This window comes from Kineosporia rhizophila, from assembly GCF_021277265.1.
GTDB classification, from domain to species: Bacteria; Actinomycetota; Actinomycetes; order Actinomycetales; family Kineosporiaceae; genus Kineosporia; species Kineosporia rhizophila.
Genome location: NZ_JAJSOH010000002.1, coordinates 35,698 through 49,428, shown reverse-complemented (window position 1 = coordinate 49,428; position 13,731 = coordinate 35,698). Strand labels below are relative to the sequence as shown.

General features: G+C 70.8%; 11 protein-coding genes. 6 read left to right on the top strand and 5 right to left on the bottom strand.

All coding sequences use genetic code 11. The features are described from left to right. Positions 1-217: 217 nt before the first annotated feature. Positions 218-937 carry a calcium-binding protein gene (locus LWF15_RS03625; RefSeq protein ID WP_232808901.1) on the bottom strand — a complete coding sequence of 240 codons (720 nt, stop codon included), beginning with the start codon at positions 935-937 and terminating at the stop codon, positions 218-220. 151 nt (positions 938-1,088) lie between these two features. Between LWF15_RS03625 and LWF15_RS03620 the strand changes: the two genes are divergently transcribed. Next, positions 1,089-1,898 carry a hypothetical protein gene (locus LWF15_RS03620; RefSeq protein ID WP_232808900.1) on the top strand — a complete coding sequence of 270 codons (810 nt, stop codon included), beginning with the start codon at positions 1,089-1,091 and terminating at the stop codon, positions 1,896-1,898. Positions 1,899-2,183: 285 nt separating this feature from the next. Here the strand turns inward: LWF15_RS03620 and LWF15_RS03615 are convergent, their stop codons facing one another. Continuing rightward, complete coding sequence (locus tag LWF15_RS03615; protein WP_232808899.1) at positions 2,184-3,341, bottom strand: serine hydrolase domain-containing protein; 1,158 nt, start codon at positions 3,339-3,341, stop codon at positions 2,184-2,186. 111 nt (positions 3,342-3,452) lie between these two features. Here LWF15_RS03615 and LWF15_RS03610 point away from each other — a divergent pair, with 111 nt between their 5' ends. From LWF15_RS03610 to LWF15_RS03590, 5 genes are all read left to right on the top strand, one after another. Next, positions 3,453-4,862: a sensor histidine kinase gene (locus tag LWF15_RS03610; protein WP_232808898.1), complete on the top strand. Its 1,410-nt coding sequence runs from the start codon at positions 3,453-3,455 to the stop codon at positions 4,860-4,862. Then, positions 4,850-5,488 carry a response regulator gene (locus LWF15_RS03605; protein WP_232808897.1) on the top strand — a complete coding sequence of 213 codons (639 nt, stop codon included), beginning with the start codon at positions 4,850-4,852 and terminating at the stop codon, positions 5,486-5,488. The genes LWF15_RS03610 and LWF15_RS03605 overlap by 13 nt, the downstream gene beginning before the upstream one ends. Positions 5,489-5,682: 194 nt before the next feature. Continuing rightward, a complete protein-coding gene (locus LWF15_RS03600; protein ID WP_232808896.1) occupies positions 5,683-6,105 on the top strand; it encodes a VOC family protein in 423 nt (140 codons plus the stop codon). 38 nt (positions 6,106-6,143) lie between these two features. Next, on the top strand, positions 6,144-6,827 hold the full coding sequence (locus tag LWF15_RS03595) for a hypothetical protein (protein WP_232808895.1): 684 nt from the start codon (positions 6,144-6,146) through the stop codon (positions 6,825-6,827). A 43-nt stretch (positions 6,828-6,870) separates the two neighbouring features. Continuing rightward, complete coding sequence (locus tag LWF15_RS03590; protein ID WP_232808894.1) at positions 6,871-8,472, top strand: GGDEF domain-containing protein; 1,602 nt, start codon at positions 6,871-6,873, stop codon at positions 8,470-8,472. On the opposite strand, the gene LWF15_RS03585 is transcribed toward LWF15_RS03590, so the two are convergent. Genes LWF15_RS03585 through LWF15_RS03575 form a run of 3 tightly spaced genes read right to left on the bottom strand, consistent with a single transcriptional unit; the run spans position 8,473 to position 13,054 of the window. Continuing rightward, the gene (locus LWF15_RS03585) at positions 8,473-9,444 is read right to left on the bottom strand and encodes an NAD-dependent epimerase/dehydratase family protein (protein WP_269809565.1); all 972 of its coding nucleotides are present in this window, start codon (positions 9,442-9,444) and stop codon (positions 8,473-8,475) included. Continuing rightward, positions 9,441-12,062, bottom strand: a complete 2,622-nt coding sequence (locus LWF15_RS03580; protein ID WP_232808892.1) for an alpha/beta fold hydrolase — start codon at positions 12,060-12,062, stop codon at positions 9,441-9,443. The genes LWF15_RS03585 and LWF15_RS03580 overlap by 4 nt, the downstream gene beginning before the upstream one ends. Then, entirely contained in the window at positions 12,059-13,054 is a 996-nt protein-coding gene (locus LWF15_RS03575; RefSeq protein WP_232808891.1) for a 3-oxoacyl-ACP synthase III family protein, read from the bottom strand. The genes LWF15_RS03580 and LWF15_RS03575 overlap by 4 nt, the downstream gene beginning before the upstream one ends. Positions 13,055-13,731 lie beyond the last annotated feature (677 nt).

The following is a 13,731-nucleotide window of genomic DNA, read 5'->3' as shown; positions in this document are numbered from 1 at the left end:
AAGTAGCGGATTCTGTCCGGGGCGGACCGGTCCAGTATTCGCCGGCGAGCGTGCCGAGCGTCCGGCGCGTGTCTGCGCAGTTGAGCCCGCACCCACTTGCCGCCGTCTGCTGACGGGTCTTCGGTCGCTGCTGCACTGTCCATTAAACCGCACCCCCGAGGCCAGTATCGGATTATCCGATCTTACTACGGCTTGTCCGAGGCCATGGCGTGTGGAGTCAGGCGGTGGCGGTGTCCTGGTAGGTCTCGTTGCGGCCGGGGCCGCCGGTGATGGTGTCGTGGCCCTTGCCGCCGGCGATGATGTCGTCGCCGGTTCCGCCCTGTAGTTCGTCGGCCTGGTCGCCGCCCATCAGCATGTCGTCGCCGGGACCGCCCCGGATCAGGTTGCGGCCGCTCTCGTCCATCGCGGCGTCGGCCCCCGGACCGCCGTCGAGGGAGTCGTCGTCGCCCTCGCCGTTGAGCACGTCGTTGCCCTGGCCGCCGGTGAGCCGGTCGTTCCCGGCGCCGCCGCTCAGGATGTCGTCGTCGGCCTCGCCGGCCAGCACGTCGGATCCGTCGCCGCCCTCGACCAGATCGGCGCCTTGGCCGCCGACGACCTGGTCGTCGCCGCGGCCCGCGTCGATCGAGTCGTCCCCGGAGCTGCCGCGCACGGTGTCGTCGCCCGGTCCGCCGCAGATGATGTCGTCGCCGTCCAGGCCCTCGATGGTGTCGTTGCCGCCCAGGCCCGCGATGACGTCGGGGCCATCGGTGCCGGTGAGCTGGTCGGCCCGGGCGGTGCCGACCAGGGTGGCCGGGGTGCCGAAGCAGGACACCTGGTGGACGTCGGCGGTGGACGGGGTGGGGGAGGCCTGGGCGGAGTTGACGGCCAGGAGCAGGCCGCCGATGCCGAGCGCGCCGGCGGTGAGGCCGGTGACGACGATGCGTGTGCTGCGAGCCATGGCTTTTCGTCCTTCGCTGCCGGAACGGGATACCCCAAAGCTGTCGCGTGCGGCCCTGACCGCGCGTCCCTCCCAAGTCCCATCCGCGCTCCGGTGACGTTCCCGCTTTGGTCGCACTCGCGTCATCAATCGGTCTGGATACTCTCGGGGGGTGCGTCCCTCCCCTCACGTACTGGACCTGTTCGCCGTTCCCGAAGACCTCGAGCCGCTGCCCGGCGGTCAGGGGCGCAGCGTGCGCGCCGGTGACCTGGTGCTCAGCCCCGAGCGCGACGCGCTGATCCAGGACTGGCTGAGCCCGTTGCTGGCCCGGCTGGCCGTTCGGCTCGACGTGGACCCGGCCCGGCATCCGCAGGACCTGCGGGTGGCCGTGCCGGTCCCGGCCCGCGACGGGGCCTGGGTGGTCGAGGGCTGGGCGGCCAGCCGTTACGAGCCCGGCTCGGTGGCTTGTCAGGATCTGGACGTCACCATCGCGGCCGGGCACCTGCTGCACGCCCGGCTGGCCTCGCTGGTTCCGCAGCGCCCGGTCCGGTTGCCCGAGCGCACCGATCGCTGGGCCCGGGCGGAGCGGGTCGCCTTCGGGGAGGCACCGGTGCCCGAAGGGCGGCCCGAGGTGACGGAACTGGTCGAACGCGCTCTGGCGGCCGCCGACCAGGAGAACACGATCGGGCGGGACCAGTTGGTTCATGCCGACCTGGCCGGGAACGTTCTGCTGGATGCGAACCGGGCCCCGGTCGTCATCGATTTCGCCCCGGCCTGGCGGCCGGTGCTGTGGGCGGACGCGGTGTGCGTGCTCGACAGCGTGCTGTGGCACGACGCCTCGCGCAAGGCCCTCGACGACTGGACGAGCGGTCCGGCCCGGGCGGCGATGTCCCGTGCGGTGGTCTTCCGGATGCTTTCGGACGATCCGGCGGACGTTGCTGCCTACGCGGACGTTCTCGGGGCGGTTGCGGTCTCGGTCTGACCTCCCGCCGGACCGGTCCGAACATCCTGAACGTTCGCAGCGCCGAACGAGGGTTCGCTGCTTCGGCCCGGCCGTTCGGTAGGCCGGCCTGCCTGGCCAGTGGTCCGGGACGGCTGCGACCAGACCGGCCGCAAGGTGGCACTCGGTGTTTATCACTGGAGGCTCCTTGGCCAGGCGGCGGACGGGGACGGGTCTCTGATCGGAGAACTCGGCGGATCAGTGGGTTCCGGTCAGGTGCGGGGTCTCGGATGAAGACTTCGGGCAGGCCCGGGCAGCGGGCCAAGCTCAGCTGCACAAGGCGTTGTCAACGAGTCGGTCGGCCGCCTGCTGCTGGCTGGCCAGTTGCTCGAGGGAGCCGCCCAGGGCAGTGTTCATGGTGAGCACGACACTGCGCTTGCCGTCCTCGGTGGCGCCGGTGACGGTGATGAAGCCGGCGTCTCCGCCGTCGTGGCCCCAGTACAGTCCGCCGCACGACAGGGGACGGCTGATCAGCCCGAGACCGTAACGGGCGCCCGGCAGAAGGTGTTCGATGTCTTCGCTGACCGGCACCGTCCGGCGCATCATCGCCAGCTGGGCAGCGGGCAGGAGCTTGCCCCCGAGCAGGGCCCGGAAGAAGACGGCGACCTCGTGCGTGGTGGCCAGCACGGCATCCGGATCGGTGGTGACCTGCTCGGTGACATCGACCAAGCCGTGGTTCGGGAACTCCTGATAGGCCTGCGGATGCGGCTCGGGCAACGACGGTGAAGTTCCTGACCACACCAGCCTGCGCAGGCCGAGGGGGCCGGCGATGCGCTGTATGACGAGCTGTTGCAAGGGTTTGCCGCCGACCCGTTCGGCGATCTCGTCGAGCAGCAGGTAGCCGGTGTTGGAGTAGGACCAGTCGGTGCCCGGGGCGAAGTCTGGGCGGTGCTGCAGCGCCCGGTCGATCAGCTGATCACGGGTGTAGACGTCGTACCGCTGCTCGAGGTACTCGGTGGGACTGGTGTATCCGGGCAGGTCGTCGTGCAGGCCGCTGGTGTTCTGCAGCAGGTGCCGCACGGTGACCCGGCGCCCGTCGTTGCCGTTGCCCCGAACCCTTCCCGGTAGCCACTTCTCGACCGGATCGTCGATGCCCAGCCGGCCCTCGGCGACCAACTGCAGCACGACCACGGCGGTCAGCGACTTGCGGGTGCTGGCGATACGGAAGTAGCCCTGCCGGGGCATCGAGGTTCCGGCCTGATCGGCGGCACCGCTGGTGACCAGGGAACGCTTCCCGCGGTCGAGCAGCTCTGCCTGCACCCCGACGACCCCGAGGGCCGTGATGGCATCGGCGTCTGCCTGTAGGTGGGGGTGCGGGTGTGGGGCAGTGGCCGCGGAGGCCGGCGGAACCGCAACTGCGGTGAACGCAAGCCCGGCGAGGAGCAGTGCAGCGGTCGAGCGGCGGCGATGACGTCGTGAATTCATGCCACGACAGTAGTTTTCGCGATCCGAGCAGCGCAGTGCCCCGGGCTGTAGGTCATCGACTACAGCTGGCTGTAGTGCCAGTGGCCCGGCGAGGTCGGCAGACTGTTGCGCGTGCTGGGGGATGGGATGCGTGAGCGGGCGATCGACGCAGTGCGCGGCGTCGGGTACATCGAGGCCGGCCTGGCCCAAGGGGTGGCAGCGTTCCTGATGCTGCCGCTGCTGTGGCGCCCAGGGCTGTCGGTGAGATGGGCTGCCTTGCAGCAGGAGAGAGCCCGAGGGTTGCTGCGGTTGGCTGATCCGGTGCCGCTGGCCGCGGGTGAAGGACGCGCAGGGCCGGTGCACGAGGTGCCGCAGGCTCAGCTGGTAAGTCGGTCAGGGCTCGGTCAGGGCGTCGGGCAGCCGAGTGGGGCAGGGCAAAAGGCGGGACGGGACCAGGAAGAAGACCGGGCAGTCGCCCGGGGCGTGGAGGCCGAGCCTGGGCGGCAGTTGGGGCAGGTAGACCAAGCCGGGCGGCTAGGGCAGGCGGGGCAGGTACGGCGGGAGGGGGTGGCCGGGCGGTGGCGGGTGGCGGCCTGGGCGCTGGTGCAGGCGGTGGTGGGTACGGTCCTGGGCATCGTGGGGCTGCTGGTCGTCGGCAATGTCGTGCAGGCCGTCATGGCTGCTTCGATCTGGTGGCTGCTGAGCCCGGCCGATCCCGCGCGGCTGTTCGTCGAGGTCCCGGTCCGGAGCTGGCTCGTTGCCCTGACGCTCGCTCCGCTGCAGATCCTTCTTCTGCTTTCGCTCACCCTGGCCACGGCCGGTCCGTTGGCCCGGGCCTACGCCCGCTGGTGCCTGGTCGTGCTCGCGCCGTCCGCGGCCGACCTGCGGGCCGGGCGGTTGGCCGAGCGGGTCGCGGTGCTCGCCGAGACCCGGGCCGATGTCCTGGATGCTCACGCGGGCGAGCTACGGCGCATCGAGCGCGACCTGCACGACGGCACGCAGGCCCATCTGGTCGCCATCGCGGTGCGGCTCGGAGTGGCCGAGAAGGCCCAGGCCCGGGGCGAACACGAGCGCGTCGGCGAACTGATCGGGCAGGCGCACCAGGAGGCGCGCACCGCGATGGAGTCGTTGCGGGCGGTGTTGCGCAGCGTGTATCCGCCGATCTTGGCCGACCGAGGTCTGCCCGGTGCGCTGAAGACGTTAACGGCCGGGTGCGCGGTGCCCACCCGGCTGGAGATGGACGAGGTCGGCAGGCTTCCTGCGGCTGTCGAGTCCGTCGTCTACTTCGTGGTGGCCGAGTCGTTGACCAACGTGGCCCGGCACAGCGGCGCGCAGAGGGCCGGGGTCGAGGTTCGTCTTCACCCGTCGTCGGGTTTGCGTCTGACGGTGACCGATGACGGTGCCGGTGCGGCCGATGCACGCAGAGGGAGTGGGCTGAACGGGATGCGGGATCGAGTGCGTGCTCTGGACGGCAGTTTTCAGATCGACAGTCCGGCCGGTGGGCCTACAGTGATCCAGGTGGAGTTGCCATGCGGGTGGTGATCGCCGAAGACAACGTCCTGCTGGCCAACGGGCTCGAACTGCTCCTGGCCGAGGCCGGTTTCGAGGTGGCGGCCCTGGTCGGTGACGCGACCGCGTTCCTGTGCGCGGTCGAGGAACACGAACCCGACGTCACCATCGTGGACGTGCGTCTGCCGCCGGGATTCCGGGACGAGGGGATCCGGGCCGCCCTCGAGGTCAGACGGCGGCGTCCCACGTTGCCGATTCTCGTTCTGTCGCAGTACGTCGAGCAGCAGTACGCGGGCGAACTGCTCACCGCCGGGGGTGGCATGGGGTATCTGCTGAAAGACCGGATCAGCCGGGTCAGCGAGTTCACCGAGGCCCTGCTGCGGGTGGCGGGTGGCGGCACGGTGATGGATCCGGAGGTGGTGGCCCAGTTGCTGGCCAACCGCCGGCCCGGGCCGATCACCACGCTGAGCCCTCGTGAGCGGGAGGTGCTGGCCCTGATGGCCGAAGGGCTGGACAACCAGGCCCTTGCCGAGCGCCTCTTCATCACCGACAACGCCGTGCACAAGCACATCGGCAACATCTTCGCCAAGCTCGGCCTCGCGGCTTCGGAGAGCGGGCACCGGAGAGTGCGAGCCGTGCTCATGTTTCTGGAGGGCTGAGACCCGGGAGCGTAGGCCCTCCGCACCGCGTCCGGCCGGCGTGCTGGGCGCGGGGCCAAGTGCCCGACGGTGGACCTGCCCGAGCCCACGAGATGCGTTCCGGATCCGCCCGGGAGTAGAGGCCACAACCTGGCCGCTACCCCTGCGATGGTCCTCGTGTCGAAGCGGGAAACACCCGCTCAAGGAGGCAGATCATGAGCGTCACCACCACCGTCCACCTGAACTTCCGGGGCCAGGCCCGGGCGGCGCTGGAGTTCTACCAGTCCGTCTTCGGGGGCCGTCTCACCGTGGCCACCTACGCCGACGCGCACCGGGTGCAGCGACCTGAAGAGGCCGATCAGGTGATCTGGGGAGAGGTCCAGTCCGAGGCCGGCTTCCACGTGATGGCCTTCGACGTGCCCGGCGACCGCGCCCACGACCCGGGTGTCGAGGCCGTGTTCGTGTCGGTGCGGGGGCAGGACGAGGACGAGATCCGCGGCTACTGGGACAAAATCGTGGTCGGCGGCACGGTCCGGGAGCCGCTGGAGCCCTCCGGCTGGGCGAAGCTCTACGGCATGGTTGCGGACCAGTTCGGGGTGATCTGGGTGCTCGACGTCATGGCCCCCTTCGAGGGCTGAACACATTCCACCCGCTGCGCATCTCGTATGTTCGGATGATGAGCGCTCAGATCTTCCCCCCTCCCGCCGCAGCCCCTGGCCGGTCACGGATGGACGTGGCCGCCCAGTGGGTCCGGTGGGGGGTGCTGGGCGCGTTCCTGGCCGCTTTCGTCCTTCTGCCGACCCTGGGCGAGCGGCAGGGGCGGTTGAGCAACCTGGAGCGGGACATCGCGAGCGGCCGGGTGAGCGAGGTGGCGGTCAGCGGCGAGTGGATGGAGGGCGGCACCTTCACCCAGGGCATCCACTGGCGGGACGGGCTGATCCGCCGCTACGTCGAGGTGGTTTCCGGCGACGACCGAAGCGTCAACCGAGGCGCGCCGCGGATCGACGCCGAGGGTGCCGAACCGTACCTACGCCAGCAGAATCCCGACCTTTCCATCACGACCGCCCCCGACCTGAACAGCTACGGCAGCATCTACGGCTGGGATCATCTACCCGAGTGGCTCTCCGCCGCATACGTTCTGTTGTCAGTGGGCGTGCTGGCCCGCCTGATCGGTGGTCCGCAGCCCCTGCGGGCCACCCGCTGGGCCTGGTTCTGGCTGTGGACCACTCCACTGGGGGCGCCGCTGTTCCTCCTGCTGGCTCGCCCGGCGCCCTTCCTGCCCACCCCGAGGCCGGGCGCGCGCAGGCTGACCGGTGGCTACGCCTTCCTCCTGTTCCTGGTCCTGACGTGGATCTTCTAGAGGCAGGACTTGACCCCGGCGCGCTGCCTGCCGATGGGAGAGAATGCCGGCCCAGGAGCAGGCCAGGGCCGTTTGTGCCGCCTACGAGCTGATCGAGGCCGCGCAGGACCACGACGTGTCCGAGGAACTGGCCGCGCTCGACGCCCAGGCCCGGGAGCAGGGCTGGGGCGAGGTGGTCCTGCTGATGCACTTCGCCCGTTCGCTGCTCGAGCGTGATGCCGGCCGCGACGACTCCGAACACGTCCGGGCCATGGTGCAGACCGTGCAGGAACTGGGCGATCCGGCTCTGGTGGCGCTCGGTCTGGCCACTACCGCGATGCGCGACGCGACGGTCGGCGCGAACCCGCTGGAGGCGCGCGTCGGAGCCGAGCCTCTGGTGCGCGCGGTCATCCTGCTCGACAGCGCTCACAGTCTCGTGGTGCACCGGGTGGCCGCCCGGCTGGAGGTCGCCGGGGGCTTCCACGCCCTGGGCCTGTGGCCGCTGGCCCACGAGCAACTGGCCCTGCTGGAGCCCCTGTTCAGGCAGGCCCACGATCCGCTCTGGGATGACGTGCTGCACCGGCAGAAGCGGGTGGTGCACGCGAACAAGATCGACATGGCCGTGGACGAGGCCTGCGCGCTGGCCGAGGTGGGTAAGTGGAAGGCCGCCGCGCACAATGCCGTCCGCCACCTGCCCGACGTCCTGACTCCGCTGGACGACGGCTGGGCACCGAGCTGGGTGGCGATGGTCCACGCCTTCGCCGACATCTTCGCCGCCCTGGCCGGGCGCCCCTCACCGGCCGACCGTCGGATGATCGCCCAGCAGGCTCAAGGGCAGGCCGACGATCCGAACCTGGCCATGCTGGCCGTGGCCGATGCGATCCGGGCCCACCAGGCCGGCGACGCGGCCCGGGCCGCCCGCCTCGCCGGGCCCTGCGCCGGTCCGGTCACTCCGAACGTCCCCATGCACGTGAGGTTGCTGGCCCTCAACCTGGCCGTCCGCGATCCGGGAACCCCACCGGCTGCACTCACCTACGCCTCGGAACTGGTTGCCCTGCGCTGGAACTCCCGGCTCAGCCGGCTCACGTCGATGCGCGCGGCGATCGATGCCGAGAGGCGCCGGGCGGAGCACGAGTTCCTGCGCGACCAGGTGCTGATCGATGAGCTGACCGGTCTGGGCAACCGGCGTGCCTACACCGCCTACCTGGAGCGGATCCGCCGCACCCTCGGCCCGCCCGGGAGCTCCCGGCGCCGTCGGTCCACCGAGACCGAGCTGGTCATCATGATGGTCGATGTCGACCACTTCAAGCAGGTCAACGACACCTTCGGTCATGACGTGGGAGACCAGGTGCTGCGCCGGATCGGCTCGATCCTGGCCTCGCACGTGCGCTCGGACGACCTGGCGGCCCGGCTGGGCGGGGACGAGTTCGTGGTGGTGATGTGCGCGGACGTCCGGGGGATCGGGGCGGCCCGGGCCGAGGCCATCGTGAAGTCGGTCCGCGAGCATCCCTGGTCGGAAGTGGCACCCGGGCTGAGCATCTCGATCAGCCTCGGCCTGCACCGGGGGCCGGCCGCGGACCTGTCGCACCTCACGGCTGAGGCGGACCGTCAGTTGTACGTGGCCAAGCGGGAAGGTCGAGGAAGGGTGGCGGGCGGCACCCCCTGATCAGTGGCTGGCGTAGTACTGGCCCAGCCGCTCGAACCCTTCTTCCAGCCCCACCGCAGGCGTCCAGTCGAGCACCGAACGCGTGTGCTTCTGATCGAACCAGTGCGCGGTGGCCAACTGTTCAGCCAGGAAGCGGGTGAGGGGAGGATCGTCGCGGCGCTTGCCGGCGGCCCAAACGCCTTCCACTGCAGCACCGGCCAGCCAGGCCACGCCGAAGGGGATGCGCAGGCTGGGCGGTTCGGCTCCGGCGGCCGCGCACAGACGGGCAAAAAGATCGGCCACCGGCCGAGGTTCGCCATTGGTGACGACCAGGGCCTGCCCCCGCGCATGATCGATGCGGTCGAGGGCGGCAACCGTCGCGTCTACCGCATTGTCGATGTACGTGGTGTCGATCAGCGCTGCCCCGGAACCGATCAGGGGCAGGCGGCCGGCTTGGGCGCGCTGCACGATGCGGCCCACCAACTGCGTGTCGCCCGGCCCCCAGACCAGGTGTGGGCGGATGGCGACGACGGCGAGGTCGGGACCATTCGCAGCGAGGGCGAGCTGCTCACCGGCAGCCTTGCTTCGAGAGTAGTTGCCGCGGGCGCGTTCTGGTTCGGCCGGGCCCGCGCCCGCACCGATTAGGGCGTGGCCGTGGTGGGCCACCGAAGGCGACGACACGTGAACCAGACGCGGAGTACCCGCGTGCTCAATGGCGTCCAAAAGATTCTGGACCCCATCGATGTTGACCGCCGCGTACTCGGCCCAGGGGCCGGTGACGTTGACCTTGGCGGCCAGGTGCACCACCGCGTCCATTCCTTCTACTGCTTTGAGGACGCTGGTGGCATCGGTGATGTCGCCGGTCACCTCCCGCACACCGGCCAAAGACGATGGGCGGCGCTGGAACACAGTGACCTCGTCACCGCGGTCGGCCAGCTTCCGGGCCACCCCACCACCGAGCAGACCGCTGGCGCCGGTGACCAGAACCCTCATCGGGAACCCGCCAGACGGCCTTCCGCCCAGCGGGCCACCTCGGTGCGATCGATCTTGGAGTTGTGCCGGATGTCGGTCTTCAGGCCGTCGGTGACCAGCACCGCAGCGAGTTCGACGCCGGCCACGGCGCGCACGGCGGCGGCCAGCTCGAGCGGGGCCACCCCGGCGGGGGCCTCGGCCTCGAGCACAGCGACCAGCTGTTGTGCGCCGGCCGGGCCGACCCCGACCAGGGCCGCCCGCCTGACCTGGGCCACCGTCTCGATGCGCTGCTCCACGCCGACCGGGGTGACGAAACCGCCGGCCGTGCCGAGCACATGCACCAGCCGGCCCTCGACCCAGAGCCGGCCTTCGGCGTCGAAGTGCCCCACGTCGCCGGTACGGTGCCAGCCGTCTTCGGTGAACGTGGTGCGCTGCGTGTACCAGAGCTGGTCGTAGTGGTTCTTCACATGCCCGGCCCGCACCAGGATCTCGCCGGTGACCTCGGGCTTGTCGGTGGTCTCGGCGATGGCGGCGGTGCCGTCGGCCTGCAGCGGGCTGAGCGTGACCTCGACCCCGGGCAGGGGCCGGCCGACCAGCACACCGTTGCCCGGGCCGGCGGCCACCAGCTCGGTCAGGTCGACGTCGGTGACCAGCAGCGCCTCGGTCATGCCGTAGGGGGTGTGCAGGGCGGCCGCGGGCAGCAGGGCCTGCAGCGAGGTGAGGAGCGCGGCCGGGACCGGGGCCCCGGCCGAGAGCAGCAGCCGCACCTGGTCGAGCCCGCTGCGCTCGGCGGCGCCCAGCTCGACCGAGGTGTGCAGGACGTTGGCCAGGGCCGCGGGCGAGGCGAAGACCATGGTGGCGTCGATCGCGCGGACCGCCTGGGCCAGCGCGGTGGCGCTGAGTGTGCGCGGCGCGGTCACGTCCATGTCGGGCACCACCGAGGGCACCCCGAGGGCGGGGCCGAACAGCGCAAAGGGGGCGAAGGCGGCCACGAAACGGTCTTCCGGCCCCAGGTCGTAGGCGCGGGTCAGGGCGTCGCGGACGGCCTCGAGACGGCGGTGGGTGTAGACCACGCCCTTGGCCGGGCCGGTGGAGCCGGAGGTGAAGATCACCATGGCCTCGTCGTCCGGCGCCGGTTCGGGCGGCAGTTCGGTGACGGCCGAGTTCTTCAGGCTCTCGAGCGTGGTGCTGACGCCGAGGGCGCGGGCCCGGGGCGAGCCGGCCCGCAGGCCGACCGAGATGCGCCGGCCCGGCCAGCGCAGGGCGCGGGCGGCGAGCAGGCCCCGGTCGATGGCGATCACGTGCTTGATCGCAGCCCCGCGGATGGCCCGGTGCAGGCCCGGCAGACCCAGCCCGGCGTCGGCGATGACCGCGACGGCGCCGATGCGGGCGCAGGCGTAGAGCGCCACCGTGAGGTCGGCGCCGGGGGGCACGAGCAGGGCCACACGGTCGCCGGGGGCGACGCCGGAGGCGAGCAGGCCGGAGGCCACCCGCGTGACGTCGTTGGACAGCTGCAACCAGCTGTGAGTGCGCCAACTGGCGGTCTGCGCGGTGCCGTTGCCGGTCGCCTCCACCAGGGCGGCAGTCAGGTCTTCGGCCCGCTCGGTCAGCGGCGCCCACAGGGGGCGGCGGTTCTCAGAACTCTCGGAACTCTCAGAACCAACAATGGACGATGTTTGCGCACCTACGGCGGTCGGGGGGCCGGAGGCGCCCAGGGTGGGCACCACCGCGTCCTCGAGCCACTGCCGAAGGGCGCCGGCCACGTCTGCGTCCTCGGCGACCAGGTGGCCGGCCTTCTCGAACCGGTGCACCTGGGCGTGCGGCAGGCGCTCGCGCAGATCGCGCAGGTAGAGGTCGGTGAACACCGGGTCGCGCGGGCCCCACAGCATCAGCGCGGGCACGTCGGCGAGCCGGGGCAGGCCCTGCACGATGCTCTGCAGCGCGTCCCAGCTGGGGTGGCTGGGCGAGACCGGGATGTCTTCCACGAAGTGGTCGATGCCGGTGCGCCGCTCGGCCGTGCGGTACGGGTCGAGGTAGCCGGCCCGCACCGGGCGGCGCAGCAACGGGTGCGCGATGGCCAGGGTGCCCTGCAGGAAGATCGGGCAGGTGGCGGTGACCAGGCGGCGCACGCCGGGCAGCCGGGCGGCACCGATCAGGAACGGCAGGGCCGAGCCGGGCGGCTGGTGCACGGCGGTGTTGAGCACCGCGACCCCGGCCAGCTGGGCGGTGTTGCGGGTGGCCCAGCCCAGGGAGATGCAACCACCCCAGTCGTGCCCGAGGGTGACCACCGGGCCCTTCAGCTCCAGCGCCCGGGTGAGCCGGTCGAGGTCGTCCAGCCGCAGGCCGAGCCGGCGCCGCACGCCGGTGCGCTCGGACCAGCCCATGTTCAGCTGGTCCATCGCGATCACCCGCCACGGACGCGGACCGGTGGACAGGGCGGCGATGACGTGGCGCCACAGGTACGACGAGGTGGGGTTGCCGTGCACGCACAGCAGCGTCCCGACCGGCTCGGCCTCGAGCACGTCCTGGTTGTCGAGCACGTGCCAGGTGTGCACCGCGCCGGTGGCCTCGGCCACCCGCACCTTGCGCACCCAGCGCGGGTCGACCCCGTGCGCCGGGCTGCTCACTTCCGGGCTCACCAGATCACCGGCAGGACCCCGGCGGTGAACCCGGCCGCGCCGCAGACCAGCAGGACCTTGTCGCCCTTGCTGATCAGCCCCTGCTCGGAGGCCAGGCTGAGGCCCAGCGGGATGCTGGCCGCGGCGTTGTTGCCGAACCGGTCGAGGGTGAACTCCACCTGGTCGGGGGAGTAGCCGATGGCCGAGCACAGCGCCTGGGTGACGCCCTTGGAGACCTGGTGCGGGAAGATCCGCTTCACCTCGTCGAGCTTCCAGCCCAGCTCGTCGATCGACTTCTCGATCAGCGGCGGGATGTGCTCGATGGCCAGCGACTGCAGGCCCGCGCTGTCGCACTCGAAGAAGTAGCGCGAGTTGTCGTGCGGCATCAGGTTGCCGCCGGCCAGCACGGTGGACAGCTCCCACTTCGAGCCGTCGGAGACGAAGCGCCCGGGCAGCAGACCGGTGTTCTCCTCCTCGGTGGCCTCCAGCAGCACCGCACCCCCGGCGTCGCCCAGGGTGAGCGCGGCCAGCTTCTTGCGCAGGTCGTTGGAGCTCTCGATCGAGAAGTTGATGGTGGGGGAGAGCACCTCGCCGGCCACCACCAGGACCCGCCGCGCGCGACCGGTCTCGATCGCCGCGGCGGCGAAGTCCAGGCCGTTGAGGAAGCTGTTGCAGGCGTTCTTGATGTCGGCGAAGGTCGCGTTCCGCGCGCCCATCTTGTGCTGCACGATCGCGGAGGTGGCGGGCTCGGACACGTCGTGCGAGGCCGAGGAGTAGATCAGGAAGTCGACCGACAGCGGGTCGACGTCGGCGTTGCGCAGCGCGGCCAGCCCGGCCTGCGCGGCCAGGTCGGAAGAGGTGGTGCCGGGCACCGCGTGACGTCGCGCGCCGACCCCGGTGAGCCGCTCGACCAGGCCGGCCGGCATGGCGAAGCCGGGGCTGCGCTCGGTGACCAGGGCTTCGATCTCCGCCGAGGTGATCACGCCGTCCGGTATCGCGTGTCCGGTGCTCACGACCGCAGAATTGATCAAAGTTCTCTCACCTTGGCGACTGGGATTCGGATGGTCCGGTCCTGACTTCGGTGTCCCGCCGGGCCTGGGCCACCTGCCATCCTGACACGGAATCGGCATTCCGCTCGCGCGGGGCCGCCGATACGCGTGGTAGGTGCGGGTATGAAGTGACGACGAACCAACACCGCCCGGCGTTCCGCAGCGGCTCGCCCCCCGGCCGAGATCAAGTCGTTATATCGAAACCCTTGTTTTCGAGTTGCGGGAGCGGAGGCCCTCTCCGAGGCTGACGTTAGGTGGCGCGCCCCGCGCTCGTGCGAGGGCTTCGCCGGTCGGCGGGACAGCTGATGTCTACCTCTTCCGATCTCCCGGTAGTTCCAGCGTCGAACATCCGCTACCCATGGGCATTCAGCGGTCACTGCGGTCGAATACGCCCGGCAATCGCTGAATCTCGTTCGGTCACGGATTCCCGTCACTGGATCGCAGGTGCCCGATCACAGAATCAGCCCAGGTCAGACGGTATTCGGCAAAGACTTGCGTCGGGCGGTACTGATGGAAGAGGATGATCAAAGCCTCAACTTCCAGGCGACCGTGAGCACCACTGCCCGGAATTCGTCCGCTACTTCATTGTTTCGGCAACCCGGTCGCCTCCTCCGTCCGGCGTGCAGGCCAGCGCCTCGGCC